This is a genomic window from Corticicoccus populi, assembly GCF_042686195.1.
In the GTDB taxonomy this organism is placed as follows: domain Bacteria; phylum Bacillota; class Bacilli; order Staphylococcales; family Salinicoccaceae; genus Corticicoccus; species Corticicoccus populi.
Genome location: NZ_JBHUOQ010000004.1, coordinates 394,941 through 413,644, shown reverse-complemented (window position 1 = coordinate 413,644; position 18,704 = coordinate 394,941). Strand labels below are relative to the sequence as shown.

19 protein-coding genes are annotated in these 18,704 nt (G+C 40.1%); 5 read left to right on the top strand and 14 right to left on the bottom strand.

The features are described from left to right. Positions 1–140: 140 nt before the first annotated feature. From ACFSX4_RS11630 to rpmH, 14 genes are all read right to left on the bottom strand, one after another. Positions 141–1,292: a DUF418 domain-containing protein gene (locus tag ACFSX4_RS11630; RefSeq protein WP_377775031.1), complete on the bottom strand. Its 1,152-nt coding sequence runs from the start codon at positions 1,290–1,292 to the stop codon at positions 141–143. Beyond that, positions 1,274–1,975, bottom strand: a complete 702-nt coding sequence (locus ACFSX4_RS11625) for a YqeB family protein (RefSeq protein WP_377775029.1) — start codon at positions 1,973–1,975, stop codon at positions 1,274–1,276. Before ACFSX4_RS11625 ends, ACFSX4_RS11630 begins: the two co-directional genes overlap by 19 nt. Before the next feature lies 1 nt (position 1,976). Beyond that, positions 1,977–2,573, bottom strand: a complete 597-nt coding sequence (locus ACFSX4_RS11620; RefSeq protein WP_377775027.1) for a TetR/AcrR family transcriptional regulator — start codon at positions 2,571–2,573, stop codon at positions 1,977–1,979. Between the two features lie 141 nt (positions 2,574–2,714). Beyond that, positions 2,715–3,815, bottom strand: a complete 1,101-nt coding sequence (gene ychF / locus ACFSX4_RS11615) for a redox-regulated ATPase YchF (protein WP_377775025.1) — start codon at positions 3,813–3,815, stop codon at positions 2,715–2,717. Positions 3,816–3,832: 17 nt separating this feature from the next. Then, positions 3,833–4,021: a DUF951 domain-containing protein gene (locus ACFSX4_RS11610; RefSeq protein ID WP_377775023.1), complete on the bottom strand. Its 189-nt coding sequence runs from the start codon at positions 4,019–4,021 to the stop codon at positions 3,833–3,835. Further along, entirely contained in the window at positions 4,021–4,953 is a 933-nt protein-coding gene (locus ACFSX4_RS11605) for a mechanosensitive ion channel family protein (RefSeq protein ID WP_377775021.1), read from the bottom strand. Before ACFSX4_RS11605 ends, ACFSX4_RS11610 begins: the two co-directional genes overlap by 1 nt. Positions 4,954–4,964: 11 nt before the next feature. Beyond that, positions 4,965–5,804, bottom strand: coding sequence for a ParB/RepB/Spo0J family partition protein (locus ACFSX4_RS11600; protein ID WP_377775019.1), 840 nt, complete (start codon positions 5,802–5,804; stop codon positions 4,965–4,967). A 61-nt stretch (positions 5,805–5,865) separates the two neighbouring features. Further along, complete coding sequence (locus tag ACFSX4_RS11595; protein WP_377775017.1) at positions 5,866–6,678, bottom strand: ParB/RepB/Spo0J family partition protein; 813 nt, start codon at positions 6,676–6,678, stop codon at positions 5,866–5,868. Between the two features lie 16 nt (positions 6,679–6,694). Beyond that, positions 6,695–7,408, bottom strand: a complete 714-nt coding sequence (gene rsmG / locus ACFSX4_RS11590; RefSeq protein ID WP_377775015.1) for a 16S rRNA (guanine(527)-N(7))-methyltransferase RsmG — start codon at positions 7,406–7,408, stop codon at positions 6,695–6,697. After that, on the bottom strand, positions 7,405–9,288 hold the full coding sequence (mnmG, locus tag ACFSX4_RS11585; protein WP_377775013.1) for a tRNA uridine-5-carboxymethylaminomethyl(34) synthesis enzyme MnmG: 1,884 nt from the start codon (positions 9,286–9,288) through the stop codon (positions 7,405–7,407). The genes rsmG and mnmG overlap by 4 nt, the downstream gene beginning before the upstream one ends. A gap of 17 nt (positions 9,289–9,305) precedes the next feature. After that, the gene (mnmE, locus tag ACFSX4_RS11580; RefSeq protein WP_377775011.1) at positions 9,306–10,682 is read right to left on the bottom strand and encodes a tRNA uridine-5-carboxymethylaminomethyl(34) synthesis GTPase MnmE; all 1,377 of its coding nucleotides are present in this window, start codon (positions 10,680–10,682) and stop codon (positions 9,306–9,308) included. Between the two features lie 11 nt (positions 10,683–10,693). Beyond that, positions 10,694–11,569, bottom strand: coding sequence for an RNA-binding cell elongation regulator Jag/EloR (gene jag, locus ACFSX4_RS11575; protein WP_377775009.1), 876 nt, complete (start codon positions 11,567–11,569; stop codon positions 10,694–10,696). 15 nt (positions 11,570–11,584) lie between these two features. Beyond that, the gene (rnpA, locus tag ACFSX4_RS11570) at positions 11,585–11,920 is read right to left on the bottom strand and encodes a ribonuclease P protein component (protein WP_377775008.1); all 336 of its coding nucleotides are present in this window, start codon (positions 11,918–11,920) and stop codon (positions 11,585–11,587) included. Between the two features lie 123 nt (positions 11,921–12,043). Then, positions 12,044–12,181, bottom strand: a complete 138-nt coding sequence (gene rpmH / locus ACFSX4_RS11565) for a 50S ribosomal protein L34 (protein ID WP_000240855.1) — start codon at positions 12,179–12,181, stop codon at positions 12,044–12,046. 450 nt (positions 12,182–12,631) lie between these two features. Here rpmH and dnaA point away from each other — a divergent pair, with 450 nt between their 5' ends. From dnaA to gyrB, 5 genes are all read left to right on the top strand, one after another. Continuing rightward, positions 12,632–13,963 carry a chromosomal replication initiator protein DnaA gene (dnaA, locus tag ACFSX4_RS11560; protein ID WP_377774762.1) on the top strand — a complete coding sequence of 444 codons (1,332 nt, stop codon included), beginning with the start codon at positions 12,632–12,634 and terminating at the stop codon, positions 13,961–13,963. A gap of 163 nt (positions 13,964–14,126) precedes the next feature. After that, complete coding sequence (gene dnaN, locus ACFSX4_RS11555; protein ID WP_377774760.1) at positions 14,127–15,260, top strand: DNA polymerase III subunit beta; 1,134 nt, start codon at positions 14,127–14,129, stop codon at positions 15,258–15,260. A gap of 183 nt (positions 15,261–15,443) precedes the next feature. Then, positions 15,444–15,659 carry a S4 domain-containing protein YaaA gene (yaaA, locus tag ACFSX4_RS11550; protein ID WP_377774758.1) on the top strand — a complete coding sequence of 72 codons (216 nt, stop codon included), beginning with the start codon at positions 15,444–15,446 and terminating at the stop codon, positions 15,657–15,659. Next, positions 15,656–16,753 carry a DNA replication/repair protein RecF gene (gene recF, locus ACFSX4_RS11545; RefSeq protein WP_377774756.1) on the top strand — a complete coding sequence of 366 codons (1,098 nt, stop codon included), beginning with the start codon at positions 15,656–15,658 and terminating at the stop codon, positions 16,751–16,753. Before yaaA ends, recF begins: the two co-directional genes overlap by 4 nt. A gap of 14 nt (positions 16,754–16,767) precedes the next feature. Then, positions 16,768–18,687: a DNA topoisomerase (ATP-hydrolyzing) subunit B gene (gene gyrB, locus ACFSX4_RS11540; RefSeq protein ID WP_377774754.1), complete on the top strand. Its 1,920-nt coding sequence runs from the start codon at positions 16,768–16,770 to the stop codon at positions 18,685–18,687. The last annotated feature ends 17 nt before the right edge of the window (positions 18,688–18,704 follow it).

The following is an 18,704-nucleotide window of genomic DNA, read 5'->3' as shown; positions in this document are numbered from 1 at the left end:
TACACCTCCTTATGGTCTTTAACGGCCTGTAATCTAAGTCACAGGCAAGGAATAATTTTCATTACTCACAATCTGAAATTATATCAGCAAATTGGTCATTTTACAATTCTTTTTGCTGTTTTATTTTCAAATAAATTTCTTTATCCGTCTGTCCGATATACTAAACGGCGCATTAAATGCTCAAGCGGACCTGATTTACTGTGTTTTTCCATTTGCCAGGCAGCTGCGAGATTAACCGACCACAAAATGATACCGAATAAAACACCTGTCGTGATAGTGATATGTGCACCGAGATTAAAAGCGATTGGAGATAAGCAGATTACAATCATTATCTCATGGATACAAAAGAACGTCAGCGAACGTTTTCCCATCGCAGCCATAGCCTGCATCAAAATTCCCGGCTGTTTTATTTTATGGCCGATAAAAGCAAATAAAGCCACATATGCGGGACCGGCAAAAATTCCTGATATCATATGAATACCGTAGACAAGGCCGGCAGTAAAATATTCCGGGAACCATATTTCATTGATAAAAAGCATAGGAACTGCACCTGTGATTGAAATCACCGATGCCCCTGCAAACATTCTTTTTAACAATGCCCGGTTTTTTTCCGGCTGAATTAAAACATCAAGTCTGCCGAGCCAAAATCCCATAATAACAGATGGAATGACAGGAAACATCAAATGCGTCATGAAAGGCGTTAATGGAATGCCGATAAAGCGGTCAAAAATAGTATTCAAATATGTTTCGTTCCCGGTGAGCTCAATCGGAATACTATAACTTTGTATACCAAACAAAATCGTACCCCACACTAAAAATACAATACCTGTGTATATGACTGCCGTAATTAAAATCCATATCATAATTGTTTTATTTTTTCTATTGATTAACGGTATCAGAATGAGACCCGCAATTCCGTAAGTCATCAAAATATCCTGACCGCCGAAAACAGCCATCAATACAGCCCCGAATAATATTAAATACCAGCATCTCCGTTTAATAATGCGTTTCGCTTCAATGTCACCCGTACGTTCTGATTGTTTTTTGTAAATCATCATCAGACCATATCCGAACAAAGCGGCAAACAGCGGCCGTGCACGGTTATCAACAAATAAAACCATTAAACCGTTCAGTATTTTTTCGAAAGTATTTTCTGCATGAAGCTTCGTAATTACGCCCGGCTCGCTTAAATACATCATCAGCGGTACATGGGCAAGTATGATCAGTAACAGCATCGATCCCCGGGCAAGATCAAGAGACAGTGCCCGTTTTTTTAACGGTTGATTTCCCACATCTCTTCCTCCCTTTCAATGCGCCGCACCATTTGTTTTCCTCCAGTATCTTTAACGTAAATATTCATTTCATCAAGGTCATTTTTTAACTCTGCGGCACGTTCCTTATTATCCTCTCTAAGCGCTTCTTTTCTTTTATACAGCACATCATTGGCACGGCTGTTCAACCGTTCATCTTCTGTCAGCCACTCAAAATATTCACCACTGTACGGATCTTGTGACAGCCACTGATAATTAAAGCGCCCGAAGGTCTCTTTTAATGTTTGAGGCGTGTAGTCTGTTTTTTCAAGAAGAAATTCTCTGCCCGTTTTACTGAAAATAAAAAGATTTTTTCCTTCTTTAAAAGCAGCACCAAACTCGTCCCGTTCAATTGTAAATGTCTTCCCATTAATATTCACTTCAATATTGTCCTTCATAATATTCAGCTTTAAAATTTCATCATACGTAATCATTGAAATAAATATACCGGCAATCAGTCCAACTGCGGTCAGCACCCATACCAGCCACGGTGCATTAAATTCATGGATCAAACGAACCAATTGAAAATTGGATATGAATGGTACATGTTCTATCAGGTTGACCAGAGGCTTCAAGAAGTAACCTATTGCAGCTGTAATCAATGGAATCACTGCTATTACAACTTTTTCTGCAGGTTTTACACCCAGTTTTTCACTTTGATACATACTATCTTCTCCCTGGTTCAATGTATTGATTCACCATAAGCAACAGTACTTCTGTAAATGCCTGATTATCTTTATCACCCGTATTTAAAAGCATCCGCTCATCAATTGACCCGTTCACAATTGTATTTAATGCTTCAACATCAATGTTTTCATTGAACACACCTTCACGGATTCCTGCTTTAATAATGCCTTTAAACAAGTCATGAATCGCATCGGGCTCATCATCCACCTGCATATATAACGCTTTTCCATCATCTGTTCTCATATTGAAAATAATTTCGATTAACGCCGTGTTTTCATCGCGGTGGGTTTCATGATAGTTAAGCGATACTTCTATGAATGCCTTTAACCTCTCAGGTGCAGTATGATAATTTTTTATCCCTTCTTCTATGTAATGTGTTTTATGTTCCAAAATGTATATCAGGAGTTCATAAAGCAGAGCTTCCTTGGATTTAAAATGATATGATACAAGACTTGGATTCACATTAATCCGCTCTGCGATATTTTTAAATGTTAGTTTTTGATATCCGATTACTGCAAGCGTCTCAATACTTGCTTTAATCATCTGTTCTCTTCTCTGCTTTTGAATAAATGACATCCTCACCGCTCCTTTTGAACTATTAATTAATATTTTAAATGACCATTCAATTTTTTACAATAAAAAACCCCTGGACCTTTTAATCGAATAAAGACATCAAAAAACCGCAGCACACCGGCTGCGGTCTCATCACTTATTCTTTTATACATTAAACCTGAAATGAACAACGTCTCCGTCTTTCATTATATACTCTTTACCCTCAAGGCGGACTTTACCCGCTTCTTTTGCTTTCTGCTCGCTTCCTGCTTCAACAAGATCATCATACGCAACCGTTTCAGCACGGATAAATCCTTTTTGGAAATCTGTATGAATAATTCCTGCACATTCAGGTGCTGTCATGCCTTTCTTGAACGTCCATGCACGGACTTCCTGAACACCTGCAGTGAAGTACGTCGCAAGACCAAGCAGGTCATATGACGCGCGGATCAGTTTATCAAGACCGGATTCACTGAGCCCGAGTTCTTCCAGGAACATATCTTTCTCATCATCTTCAAGCACCGCAATTTCCTCTTCAACTTTCGCAGAAATCACAATCACTTCGGAGCCTTCTTTAGACGCATATTCTTCAATCGCTTTAAGGTATTCGTTACCGGATAAGTCCATTAAATCATCTTCAGACACATTCGCAACATAAAGCATCGGCTTTTGTGTCAGAAGGTGGAAGTGTCTGACTGCTTTCATTTCTTCTTTCGTAAACTCAAGCGCACGGACCGGCTGTCCGGCTTCAAGTCCTTCCTTGATTTTAGAAAGTACCGCTTCTTCCGCCACTGCATCTTTATCCTTCTGTTTAGCCATTTTCGCTACACGCGGCAGACGCTTATCTACACTTTCTAAATCTGCGAGGATTAATTCCATATTGATGACTTCAATATCATCAATTGGATCAACCTGCCCGGATACATGTGTGACATTTTCATCATCAAACGCACGGACAACCTGACACACTGCATCAACTTCACGAATGTGTGCGAGGAATTTATTACCGAGTCCTTCACCTTTTGAAGCACCCTTTACAATTCCTGCGATATCCGTAAACTCAAACGCTGTCGGTATTGTTTTTTTCGGTTCTACGAGCTCTGTTAATACATTTAAACGATTATCCGGCACTTCTACAATCCCGACGTTCGGGTCGATGGTCGCGAAAGGATAGTTTGCAGCAAGCGCGCCTGCTTTTGTGATTGCATTAAATAATGTAGATTTACCGACGTTTGGCAATCCGACAATTCCTGCTGTTAAAGACATTTTTCATCACCTGTATTTTAATTATTTTTGACTATTTTTTTCATGCGTTTCTCAAAATCCCGTCTCGGCATCATAATGGTCCGTTTACATTCCACACACTGGATTTTAATATCTGCACCCATACGTACAATCTGAAATTTCTTATTTCCGCACGGATGCTGTTTTTTCATCTCAACAATATCATTTAAGTCATATGTTTTATCCATTAAGCCTCACCTTTTTTAGAAGGATCTTCAAACTCCTGAATATCCATTGTCGGAACAGAAATATTAATATCATATTCTGACAGATAAAGTTTTACAGCTTTTCTCATACGGCGTTTTGCACCGAAGTGTTCCATCGGTTCAGTAACAAGCATGACTCTCATTATCGCTTCACCGTTCGCAATATCGTTCAGGCCGAGTACCTGCGGCGGCTCTGACAGCGTACTTTCAATATTCATCGCATTTTCACAGAACGCACTGAGTAAATCCTCAACACGGTTCAAATCTTCATCGATGGAAACATTGATATCAAGAAATGCGATAGAGTTGTATTTAGAGAAGTTGACAACTTCATTAATTGTACCATTCGGAATGATGAAGAGTTCACCTTCATATCCTTGAATTTTAGTAATACGGAGACCGATAAACAGAACTTCACCTTCTGCAACAGTCGTTCCGGATGTATTAATTCTGACGAAGTCACTTTTATCGAACTGATTTTCCAAAATAATAAAGAAACCTGTAATCATATCTTTTACTAAACTCTGTGCACCGAAACCGACAGCTAAACCGACCACACCGGCACCGGCAAGGAGTGTCGCGACGGGTACGTTGAATGTCTGAAGCACCATGACAACCACAACAAACCATAAAAATATGCTGACCGTATTCTGCAGCACACTGATTAATGTCTGGTTGCGCTTCGCTGCGCCTTTAAGATGAGGTTTCGATTTTGATTTGAAATTAAAAAAGTTTTCAATCACACGGTTCGCAATTTTAATCACGATGAATCCTAAAATAATATATGCAATGACCCGCAGTATATCCATACCGAAATTTATCCATAATTCCGGGTTTTTCAGTTGATTAATTAACTGCTGTATTGCTGAAATGTCTTCTCCGATTGAAGTCGAAAGTAATACCAAGTGTTTCAATTTTAAACCTCCTATTTTTCCAACATATCAATAATTCGTTTAAATTCTTCTTCATTTTTAAACTCAAATGAAATGACGCCCTTTTTGCGGGCTTTTTTTATCTCAACCGTTGTTCCAAAACGTTCCTTCAGCCTCGCTTCATGCTTCTGGATGAATTTTGGTTTCTTCTTTGCCTGTCCTTGTGACCGGCTTTTTTTCGGCTGAGTCAACATTTTAACATACTGTTCGAGTGCTCTGACACTCATTTCCTCTCTGACGGCTTTACGGGCTGCTTCTTCCTGCTGGACCTGGTCTTTAATACCGAGCAGTGTCCGGCCGTGCCCGCCGGTCAATTTACCGTCGTTTATGAGGTTTTTAATCTTCACCGGGAGGTTTAAAATCCTGATCATATTCGCAATATAAGGTCTCGACTTACCGAGCCGTTTTGCGATCTCACTCTGCGTCATCTGAAGCTGTTCCATCAGCTCCTTATAGCTCACCGCCTCTTCAAGCGGGTTGAGATTTTCACGCTGGAGATTTTCTATAATCGCAAGCTCCATCATTTCCTGATCGGTCATTTCCTTCACGATAACAGGAATAGTCTCCATGCCTGCAATTTCTGTTGCTCTGAAGCGGCGTTCACCGGCAACAATGTCGTATCCTTTAATCGACTGCCTGACAATAATCGGCTGCAGTATCCCGTGTTCTTTGATGGATTCACTTAGTTCATGAAGTTTTTCTTCTTTGAACTCTGTCCGCGGCTGGTATGGATTTTTACGTATTTCTGACAGCTGAATATATTGAATGACATCTTTATCATCTATTTTTATCAATTCATCCATTCCCTCACCAGAATATTTTCCATTCGTCATTATACCCGCCCCGATTCAATATGAATCACCATCAGCCGAAACACCCGCATGTGGTGCTTCATTATTTATAAATTTTAATTGTCAGCTCATGATATTCATCTTTTTCCTTACTGTCGTAAGACACGCTGTGACCTTTATTTTTAAGCTTGTTGACTTCCCTTGTAATATCATTCACTGCGAATGATACCTCATCATTAAAGTCAATCTGTTCAGTCTTTACTTCCGACCGGTTCTTTACAATATCCTCTGTATCCTTGACTGTCATGTTGTTTTTCCGGATTGCATCAAGTACCTCACCCTGATCATCTTCATCGAGACTTAAGAGACTTCTCGCATGACGTTCTGTAATGTCACCTTTATTCAGTGCATCAATCACTGATTTAGACAGCTTTAAAAGTCTCAGTTTATTGGCAATAAAAGACTGGCTCTTACCGAGGTTCTGCGCCAGATCTTTCTGGGTCAAATCATCCATTTCAAGAAGTTTTTTATAGGCTCTTGCCTCTTCTACACTGGACAGATTTTCACGCTGAATATTTTCTATTAAAGCGACTGCTGCAGTCTCGTTATCTGTTAAATAACGGACAATCGCATCCGCTTCTTCATAATTCAGCATTTTCATCGCACGGAAGCGCCGCTCACCGGCGATAATTTCATACATTCCCTCTTCAATCGGACGGACCGTAATCGGCTGTAACAGTCCGTGTTCTTCAATAGAATCCGCCAGTTCACGAATTTTATCACGATTAAATACTGTACGCGGCTGATAGCGGTTCGGAACAATATTTTCCATCGGCAGCTGCTGCAGTTTATCTTTATCCTCTACTTCATTGCTTTTATCTATGAGGTTAAATAACTTTGAAAATGGTTTTTTCAATTGTTCCCCGCCTTTCTTATTTTAGTGGTGATTTATTCGGTGTACCTGGTTTCCGCGGATATTTTGCCGGAGTTTTATGCGTCTTTTTAATGTTTAAAATATGACGTGTACTGTCTTCTTCCGGCAGTTCAAAACTGAAGGTCTCAACGACCTTTCCGCCGAGGAGATCAAGGGCAAATGCACTGTCTTCAAGTTCTTCAAGACCCTTTTTCCCTTTAAGGACAATGAAATGACCGTCTGTTCTCACGAGAGGCAGACAGAGTTCAAGAAGCACATTCAAATTCGCAACGGCACGTGCTGTAACAACATCAAACATATGACGTGCTGTATACTGTCCGAAATTTTCGGCACGGTCATGCACGAGATGCATCTTATCAAGACCGAGGTCTGCAGACAGTTCATTTAAAAAGTTAATCCGTTTATTTAATGAATCTACAATCGTAATCTTTAAATCCGGACGCACAATTTTAATGGGGATACTCGGGAAACCTGCACCCGCACCGACATCACAGACACTCGCAGAGTCTTTAATATCCACATAAAAAAGCGGAGTCAGAGAATCATAAAAATGTTTCAGGTATACTTCTTTTTTTTCAGTGACTGCCGTTAAATTGACTTTTTGATTCCATTCAACAAGCATTTCATAATACGTTTCAAACTGTTCAAGCTGTTTTTCTGTAAGCTCTATGCCATGTTCTTTTAACGCTTCTACAAATTGTTTTTCGTTCATGCTTCTACCCTTTTCACATTTCCCTGCTCAATATAAACAAGCAGGATGGAAACATCTGCCGGATTGACACCTGAAATTCTTGATGCCTGTGCAATATCAAGCGGCTTCACTGTTTTCAGTTTGTCTCTTGCTTCAGTTGCGAGTGAATGAATCGCATCATAATCAATATTTTCCGGTATTTTCTTATTTTCCATACGCTTCATCTTATCTACCTGCTGCAGTGATTTTTTAATATAGCCGTCATATTTCAATTGAATTTCAACCTGTTCATATTCTTCCTGTGAAATCTCTGCATCTTCACCCAGAATTTCAAGAATGGACATATAGTCCATTTCAGGCCGTTTCAATAAATCAGATGCCAGAATACCGTCTTTCAGGCGGGTTCCCCCGTGTGCTTCAACTACAGCCTGTGTATGATCATTCGGTTTAATACGAATATTTGAAAGACGTTCAAGTTCTTTTTCGATATTTGCTTTTTTCTCAGTAAATTTCGCATACCGTGCTTCTGGAATCAGATTAATGTCATGACCGATTTCAGTCAGACGCATATCCGCATTGTCATGACGTAAAAGCAGACGGTGTTCCGCACGGGATGTCAGCAGACGGTACGGCTCATTCGTCCCTTTTGTCACTAAATCATCAATCAGCACACCGATGTATGCATCGGATCTGCTTAAAATTAACGGCTCTTCGCCGAGCAGTTTACTGGCAGCATTAATACCTGCAATTAACCCCTGGCCGGCTGCTTCTTCATAGCCGCTTGTGCCGTTAATCTGGCCGGCAGTATATAAGTTTTTAATTTTTTTCGTTTCAAGTGTCGGCCACAGCTGTGTCGGCACTAATGCATCATATTCAATCGCATAACCTGCACGCATCATCCGCGCATTTTCAAGTCCGGGAATAGATGACAGCATTTGATGCTGAATACTTTCCGGCATACTTGTTGACAGTCCCTGAACATAAACTTCTTTCGTATTTCTGCCTTCAGGTTCAAGGAAAATCTGATGCCGCGGTTTGTCATTAAAGCGTACAATTTTATCCTCAATTGACGGACAGTATCTTGGACCTGTACCGACTTTCATACCTGAATACATCGCTGAAAGTTTAAGATTTTCATTAATAATGCCGTGTGTGTCTTCAGATGTGTATGTGAGCCAGCACGGCAGCTGATCCATAATGAATTCAGTCGTTTCAAAACTGAATGCACGCGGTACATCATCACCCGGCTGAATTTCAGTTTTTGAATAATCAATAGAATCCGAGTTCACCCGCGGCGGTGTACCTGTTTTGAATCTGACGATATCAAATCCTAAGTCCCGAAGCTGATCGGCAAGCGGTACAGACGGCATTTGATGGTTCGGTCCGCTGGAGTATTTAATATCCCCGAGTATAATTTCACCGCGTAAAAATGTACCGGTCGTTATGATGACAGATGACGCTTCATAAGTCGCACCGATATTTGTTCTGACACCTTTAACTGTATCGTCTTCAATGATTATTTCATCGACCATTCCCTGCAGAATATCAAGATTCTCCGTGTCTTCCAGAACACGCTTCATCTCCTGCTGGTATAAAATTTTATCCGCCTGTGCACGAAGTGCACGTACAGCAGGTCCCTTACCTGTATTCAACATCCGCATCTGAATATGCGTTTTATCTGTCACTTTTGCCATCTCACCGCCGAGTGCGTCAATTTCACGCACGACAATCCCCTTCGCGGGGCCGCCGACTGACGGATTGCACGGCATAAATGCGATATTATCCAAATTGATTGTCAGCATCAGCGTTTTTAAACCTTTACGGCTTGCCGCAAGTCCCGCTTCAACACCGGCATGCCCGGCACCGATGACAATGACATCATATTTTATGTGCTCTTCCATAAATCTTTCCTCCTTAATTATTTTCCTAAACAGAACTGACTGAACAACTGGTCTATTAACTGCTCGCTGACATCTTCACCGATGACTTCACCAAGCAGCTCCCATGTTTTCACAAGGTCAATCTGTACGATATCAATCGGCACTTCCATTTCTGCCGACTGTACCGCTTCTTCAATTGATGAAGCAGCCTGTTCCAAAAGACTGATATGTCTGTTGTTTGATAGATATGTGGAATCCGTACTTGTTACATTACCTTCAAAAAACAGCTCTGCAATTTTATTTTCAAGTTCATCGACACCTGAACTGTTAATAATAGATGTTCTGACAACCGGCATGTCATATCTTGACGTCAATGCTTCAATATCAAGATTACTTTCAAGATCCAGTTTATTCACAATCGCGATGACATTCTTATCCTGAATCGAATCCAGAAGTTCAATATCTTCATCACTCAAAGCCTCATTATTATTCAGTACATATAAAATCAATTCTGCACCGCTTAAGGCTTTACGGCTTCTTTCCACACCGATTTTTTCCACAATATCATCCGTATCACGGATTCCTGCAGTATCCACGAGTTTTAATGGAATACCGTTGACATTAACATATTCCTCAAGTACATCACGTGTAGTACCTGCAACCTCTGTAACAATGGCTTTATTGTCCTGAATTAAATAATTCAACAGTGAACTTTTACCGACATTCGGCTTCCCGACAATCACTGTACTCAGCCCTTCCCGTAAAATACGGCCTTCGGCGCTTGATTTCAACAGATATTGAATATCCTTTCGGACTTTTTCCGCCTCTTCCAACAGAAACGATGTCGTCGCTTCCTCGACGTCATCGTATTCCGGATAATCTATACTCACTTCAACCTGTGCAAGTATATTTAAAATACTCTGCCTTAAATTTTCAACATAATCCTTCAAACGGCCCTGCATCTGCTGATTGGCTACTTTTGAAGCTTCGTTCGTCTTCGAGCGGATAAAGTCCATTACCCCTTCAGCCTGTGACAGATCAATCCGTCCGTTTAAAAATGCCCGTTTCGTAAACTCACCCGGTTCCGCCATACGCGCACCATTTTTCAAAGTCAGCTGCAGCACACGGTTCACTGTATGAATCCCGCCGTGACAGTTAATCTCCACAATATCTTCCCTTGTATAAGTTTTCGGGGCACGCATCACAGCAATCATAACTTCCTCAACTGTTTCACCTGTTACAGGATCTATAATATGACCGTAATTAATAGTATGGGAGTCTCTCTCACTAAGCGGTTTTTGTCCTTTATAAAGTTTATCCGCAACTTCGAGCGCTGTCTCTCCCGACAAACGCACGATCGCAATCGCACCTTCTCCGACAGGTGTTGAGATACTTGAAATTGTCTCTAACTGCATTTTTATTCTCCTTATCTCTTCTCAATAACAATATAGCGGCGGGGGTCTTTTCCTTCTGAACGGGTGTTTATATTTTCTAAATTACTGAGTACATTATGCATAATTTTTCTTTCAAATGAAGGCATCGGCTCCATTTTCACCGGTTCATTCGTCCGCAGTGCTTTTTTAGACATATTCACTGCAAGATTTTCAAGCGTTTCCCTGCGCTTTTCACGGTAATCCTCTATATCGAGTACCACTGAACCGTAGGATTTATATATACTATTGAAGTAATTCTGTGCAAGCTCCTGCAGTGCATTCAATGTCTGACCGCGTTTTCCGATTAATTTGGCAGCAAGACTTGATTCCAGTTCAATCCATATTTCCTTACCTTCTATTGTAAAGTCCGCCTGACTCTCTATCTTCATGTCCCGGACCACACGCTCTATATAAGCTGTCGTCGATTCTGCTGCACCTTCTATTGTCAGTGATTCTTCAGGTACTTCCAATTCTTCTGTTTCCTGAACTTCCCCTGCCGTTATATTTGTATCTGCTGATTCATTTTCTTCATTATTAACAGTTTCTGCATTAACAGCTTCTGCCGGAGGCGTCTCCTGAATACTTTCTGATACAGTTTCAGAATCATCAACGGCATTCGCAGGTTCTTCAACTGTATCTTCCGCCTCACTGTTATCTCTTAAAATCAGTGCATCAATGGACTCATATAATTTCAATTCAGGATTAATAACAGTCAGTTTAACAACTGCTTCTTTCCTGCCGATGCCTAAAAATCCTTTTGAGCCCCTGTCCTCCACATCAATTCTGATATCTGCTTCTGACACTTTTAACTCATTCAAACCTTTTTTAATCGCTGAATCTACTGTTTCTGCCCGATAAATTTTGTACATAAAAGTACCTCCGCACTATTTTATACATCTTGCGATTTTTAAGACATGTAATAATGATTTTTCCATTTGATGATAGTCCATATCACTTACAGGTTTTCTGGAAATCACCACATATTCTTTTTTCGACAGCTGCTCCTGATTTTCTCTGAAAAAACTTCTGATACGGCGTTTAATTTGATTTCTTTTCACAGCATTACCAAGCTTTTTGGATACACTGATTCCAAGTCTCAAGTGTGTGATATCCGGATGGTTGATCACATAAACTACGAATTGACGGTTTGCATAGGACTTTCCCTTTTTAAACACCAGGCGGAAGTCCTTATCTTTTTTTATTCTGTAACGCTTCTTCATCATTATTACGCTCTTTCACATTATGATAATTTATTATAGCAAAATTTCACTTGTTAATAAAAAAACAAGTCCATATACATAAAAAAAGACCACCTTTTTTAAGATGATCTTCTCTGTAGAGAATTATGCAGAAAGAACTTTTCTGCCTTTTCTTCTGCGGCGTGCTAAAACTTTACGTCCGTTTTTAGTGCTCATTCTCTTACGGAAGCCATGCACTTTACTATGTTTACGTTTATTAGGTTGGTAAGTACGTTTAACCATATATTACACCTCCATGACACAAGTTACCTACTCTGAGGATTCGATTTTTAATCGTAACTACTAAAGAATAACAGAATCATTTGCGCATTTCAACAATATTTTTAACGGATTTTTATCTGAGAGCTGTAGAATACTTTATAATATTGTGGATAACTTTTCAGTCTTTTTGTTTTTCCACATGTTAATAAGCATGTTTTCCATCTTTCCACAGGTGTGTACAACCTCTTCTGTGGATAACTTTCTTTATTGTGTATAACTTCATAGAAATATTGATATAACAATTGAATTTCTCTTTAATATTCGTTAGAATTTGAATGTATCTCTGTGGAAAAGCATTTGTCCCGGAAAAGTTATCCACACACTGTGATTAACTTGTGGACAATTATTCAGAACTGTTAATAAGTTTTTCCACAGCATGTGTGAAATGTGAAAATAGAAATGAGGAAGCCTATGAGTTCTATTGATAATATATGGGAGAATACGCTGGAGCAGATTAAATCTCTGCTGACTGAAGCCAGTTACCGGACATGGTTTAAAGAAACTTCTCTCATTCAGCTGAATAACCAGCTCGCAGTGATTAAAGCAGAAACACAGTTTCATAAAGAATGGCTGGAAAAAAACTACAGTACGCTGATTCAGGACAGTTTATATGAGGTCATCGGCGAAAAACCGGATATTCAGATCATTATTGACGAAGATGAGCTGGATGAAACAAAAGCGCCGGTGGAAAAAAAGATCGATGCACCGCCTGAAGTTCCCAGTCATAAACAATTAAATATGAACAATACATTCGAAACATTTGTCATAGGAAGCGGAAACCGCTTCAGTCATGCCGCATCACTTGCGGTGGCAGAAGCACCGGCAAAAGCCTACAATCCTTTATTTATATACGGCGGCGTCGGTCTTGGTAAAACACATCTGATGCATGCGATCGGTCATTACGTTCTGGAACACCGTCCGAATGCAAAGGTTGCCTACCTGTCCAGTGAAAAATTCACCAATGAATTCATCAACTCCATCAGAGACAATAAAACAGAATCTTTCCGTAACAAATACCGTAACGTGGATGTTCTGTTAATTGATGATATTCAGTTTTTAGCCGGAAAAGAATCCACTCAGGAGGAATTTTTCCATACATTTAACGCGCTGCACGAAGACAATAAACAGATTGTCATCTCAAGTGACCGGACGCCGAAAGAAATTCCGACTCTGGAAGACCGTCTCCGCTCACGTTTTGAGTGGGGTCTGATTACGGATATCACTCCGCCGGATCTTGAGACACGCATTGCGATTTTACGTAAAAAGTGTGAAGAAGAGCGTGTTGAGATTCCAAATGAAGCCATGATTTATATCGCAAACAACATTCAGACAAATATTCGTGAACTGGAAGGTGCGTTAACACGTGTCGCAGCATATTCCAAACTATCCAATCAGCCTCTGACACCTGACATGGTATCGGAAGCATTAAAAGATATCGTTTCCCAGAATAAACCGAAGAAAATTACGATTGATCACATACAGGATGTTGTTGCGGAACATTACGGGGTACAAAAAGAAGAGTTTTTATCAAAAAAGCGGACAAAATCCATCGCCTTCCCGAGGCATATCGCAATGTATCTCGCGCGTGAACTGACAGATAACTCTCTGCCTAAAATCGGTGAGGTATTCGGAGGCAGAGATCACACGACTGTGATTCATGCTCATGAAAAAATATCCAAACTTTTGAGTGCGGATGAGCTGTTTAAGGATGAGCTCGAAGAAATTGAAAAGAAGCTTGATTAAATAGATGTGTATAGTGTGGATAAATGGTAGACTTGAACTAACAGCTTATTCACATGTGGATAACTTGAGACACATATAGTTTATCCACTTTTCCACAAATCCACAGGGCTTATTACTATTATTACTTTATTTAATTATTATTATATATAAGGAGTCATTAAATATGAAAATTAGCATCAATCGACAATATTTCATTGAGCAGCTGAATCATTGCCTGAAAGCAATTTCCCCGAGAACAACTATGCCGATTCTTAACGGTATTAAAATTGATGTCAAAGATGATCATTTACTGCTTACAGGCAGTGACTCGGAAATTTCTATTGAAATTACAATTCCAACTGAAATAAATAATGAAGAAATTCTTGAAATTAAAGAAACCGGATCTGTAGTATTATCCGGCCGTTTCTTTGTAGATATTATTAAAAAATTATCCGGTAATTTTGTTGATCTTGAAACAAATGATATGTTCCAGACAAAAATTACAGCATCTAAATCAGAATTTAATTTAAGCGGTAATGATCCTGATCAATATCCGCTGCTGCCGGAAGTTAAAGATGAAGAAAGTCTTGTTCTTCCTGCATCTGTGCTTAAAACAATTGTGAATCAGACCAATTTCGCAGTCTCAACTTCTGAAACGAGACCCGTGTTAACTGGTGTTAACTGGCAGTTTAATGATGACGGTATTTCATTTACCGCAACCGACTCACACCGTCTGGCACTCCGCCGTTTATTCGGTACTAAATTCAATGCCGGACATTCAACTGCGATTATTCCGGGTAAATCATTATCCGAGCTGAATAAAATTATTTCTGATTCCGATGCGGAAGTGGAAGTTCATTTCTCACAAAACCAAGTGCTGTTCAGTTACGGTCATATGAGATTTATCTCACGTCTATTGGAAGGGAATTATCCGGACACATCCAGACTCTTCCCTGAAAATAATGAAACAAAAGTTACTGTGAATAACTCGGACTTCTATCACGCGATTGACCGTGTGTCGCTGCTTGCACGTGAAGGCGGTAATAATGTCATCCGCATGAGTGTATCCAATAATAATGTGGAATTGTCTTCAAACTCTCCTGAAGTCGGTACAGTAAACGAAGATATCAACACACAGGAAATTGAAGGGGAAGATTTAAAAATCTCATTCAACTCCAAATATATGATGGATGCGTTAAAAGCAATTAACGATGAAGATGTAACGATTGAATTTTACGGTACAATGCGTCCGTTCACTTTAAAAGCGAGTGAATCGGATGAAGTGGTACAGTTAATCTTACCGATCCGCACATATTAAGAATAAAATATTAGCTGAAGGCTCATTATTGTTTTATTTGAGCCCTCAGCTATTTTTTTATTTCCCCAGTAGGTTTACCCTATTTTGTTTATAAAACGCTCTATGAGCTTTTATTTGGCTTCTGCAGTGAAAATATTACAAAAGTGTAGTATAATATAGAAGTATGAGTGAGGAGGGTGAGACATGGAAAAAATCCAGCTTAAAGAGTTAATCACTTTGGGGCAGTTATTAAAACATGAAGGCATTATCGGTTCCGGCGGTGAAGCAAAATGGTTCTTAAGAGAAAATGACGTTTACTTAAACGGTGAACCGGAAAACCGCAGAGGCAAAAAGCTTCATGACGGCGATATTGTTGATTTTGGTGAATTCGGCAGTTTTGAAATTGAGTATACGAAATGATATTAAAAGATATTCATCTCGGTAATTTCAGAAATTATGATTCACTGGATTTACAGTTCCATCCTAAATTGAACGTATTTATCGGACGAAATGCTCAAGGGAAAACCAATCTTCTTGAGTCTATTTATTTTCTCGCACTCGCAAAGAGCCACAGAACATCAAGAGATAAAGAACTGATTCAGTTTGATAAGGAAGAAGCATATGTCAACGGCAATATCGAGACCTCCTACAGCAGGCTCCCTTTATCAATCAGTGTCTCCAAAAAAGGCAAGCGGGCAAAAGTGAATCATATGGAAGTGTCAAAACTGAGCCAGTATATCGGCCACTTAAACACTGTATTATTCGCACCTGAAGATTTAAATATCGTCAAAGGATCCCCTCAAGTCAGACGTAAATTTATCAATATGGAATGCGGCCAGATTTCAAAAGTATATTTGAGTACACTGAGTGACTATCAAAAAGTACTGAACCAGAAAAGCCAGTACTTAAAATCCAGAAATGTGGACAGGGTCATGATTGATGTCTTGAATGAACAGCTCGCAAAACATGCGAGTGTTATTATCTACAAACGGCAGCACTTCATTGAAACTATTGAGAAATTTGCAAGGAAAATTCACGAAGACATCTCAAACAGTAAAGAATCACTCACGATTAAATATAATCCCAATATTAAATATAAAAGCACTAATGAAAAAGAACTTGAACAGGAAATCAAAGCAATACTGGATGATTCACTGGAAAAAGAGATTGACCGGATGCAGACAATGATTGGTCCGCACCGGGATGATATTTCTTTTCACATTAACGGATTCGATGTGCAGACATACGGATCGCAGGGACAGCAGCGTACCACCGCCCTGTCAGTGAAACTCGCAGAACTCGACCTGATTTATGACGAGGTCGGAGAATATCCGGTACTGCTTCTTGATGATGTGCTGAGCGAGCTTGATGAGACCAGGCAGTCCCATCTTTTAACGTCAATCAGAGACCGGGTTCAAACATTTGTAACGACGACATCAATCAGTGATATTAATCACGCTATCATGAATGATATGTCGTCATTTAACATAGACAGCGGCAAAGTAAATGCTTAATGGAAGGTGAAAACATGGCTGAAAATAATGCACAACAGTATGATGCGAATCAAATACAGGTATTAGAAGGTTTAGAAGCGGTCCGGAAACGTCCGGGGATGTATATCGGGTCTACTTCATCACGCGGTCTGCACCACCTGGTGTGGGAAATCGTCGATAACAGTATCGATGAAGCGCTCGGCGGACACGCGGATACAATCAATGTGGTCATTGAAAAAGACAACTGGATTAAAGTAACGGATAACGGACGCGGAATTCCGGTCGGTATCCAGGAGAAAATGGGACGTCCGGCAGTGGAAGTTATTTTAACAGTACTTCATGCCGGCGGTAAATTCGGCGGCGGCGGATATAAAGTATCCGGCGGACTTCACGGGGTCGGATCATCTGTTGTTAATGCACTCAGTAAAAAACTCGAGGTATATGTGCATCTTGACGGCAAAATCCATCACCAGAGCTATACAAGAGGTGTGCCTGATTTTGATCTTAAAGTCATCGGCGAAACTGATAAAACAGGGACAGAAATCCGTTTTAAAGCCGACTCTGAAATATTCACTGAAACAACAGTATATGATACGGATACTTTAAAACACCGTATTAAAGAGCTTGCATTTTTAAATAAAAAGCTGAACATCAATTTGATTGACGAGCGTGATGATGAGCCTGTTGAATTTAATTATTATTATGAAGGCGGTATTAAAGAATACGTCAAACAGATTAATGAATCTAAAGAAATTATTCATGAAGACATTGTTTATGTGGACAGTGAAAGAGAAGATGTTGAAGTGGAAGTTGCACTCCAGTACAACAGAGGATTTTCTTCTACAGTGATGTCTTATGCCAATAATATTCACACGTATGAAGGCGGTACGCATGAAGATGGATTCAAGCGTGCACTGACACGTGTCATTAACAGTTATGCATCAAAAAACCGTCTGATTAAAGATGGTGAAGACCGTCTTTCAGGTGAAGATGTCAGAGAAGGTATTACTGCCATTATTTCGATTAAGCATATGGATCCCCAGTTTGAAGGACAGACAAAAACAAAGCTCGGCAACTCTGAAGTGAGACTCATCACCGACCAGCTGTTCGCAGAAGGTTTTAACCGGTTCTTAATGGAAAATCCGACTGTTGCGAAAATAATTGTTGAAAAAGGTATTACAGCCCAGCAGGCTAGACTTGCAGCGAAAAAAGCACGTGAAATGACACGTCGTAAATCAGCTCTTGAAGTGTCCAGTTTACCTGGTAAGTTGGCAGACTGTTCCAGTAAAGATCCGGCTGAAAGCGAGCTCTTTATTGTTGAGGGTGATTCTGCCGGCGGTTCCGCTAAATCCGGACGTAACTCGACGACACAGGCAATTCTGCCGCTCCGCGGTAAGATTTTAAATGTTGAAAAAGCAAGACTCGACAGAATTTTAAACAATAATGAAATCCGCTCCATGATTACTGCGCTCGGCACAGGAATCGGAGAAGAATTTAATCTTGAGAAAGCACGTTATCATAAAGTAGTGATTATGACCGATGCGGATGTTGACGGTGCGCATATCCGGACGCTGCTTTTGACATTCTTCTATCGTTTTATGAAACCTTTAATCGAAGCAGGATATATTTATATCGCCCAGCCGCCGCTTTATAAAATTGAGCAAGGTAAAAATAAGCACTGGGTATTTGATGACAGAGAACTCGGTGCAGTGAAAGCGGAACTCGGAGACTCACCGAAACTTTCCATTTCCCGTTATAAAGGTCTCGGTGAGATGAATGCCGATCAGCTGTGGGAGACGACAATGGATCCTGAATTCAGAACGCTGCTTCAGGTAACACTGTCAGATGCCGTTGAAGCGGATTTGACTTTTGAGATGCTGATGGGTGATGTTGTTGAACACAGACGAAACTTTATAGAGGAAAATGCGCAGTATGTACAAAACTTGGATGTATAACGATGGAGGTAAAATGT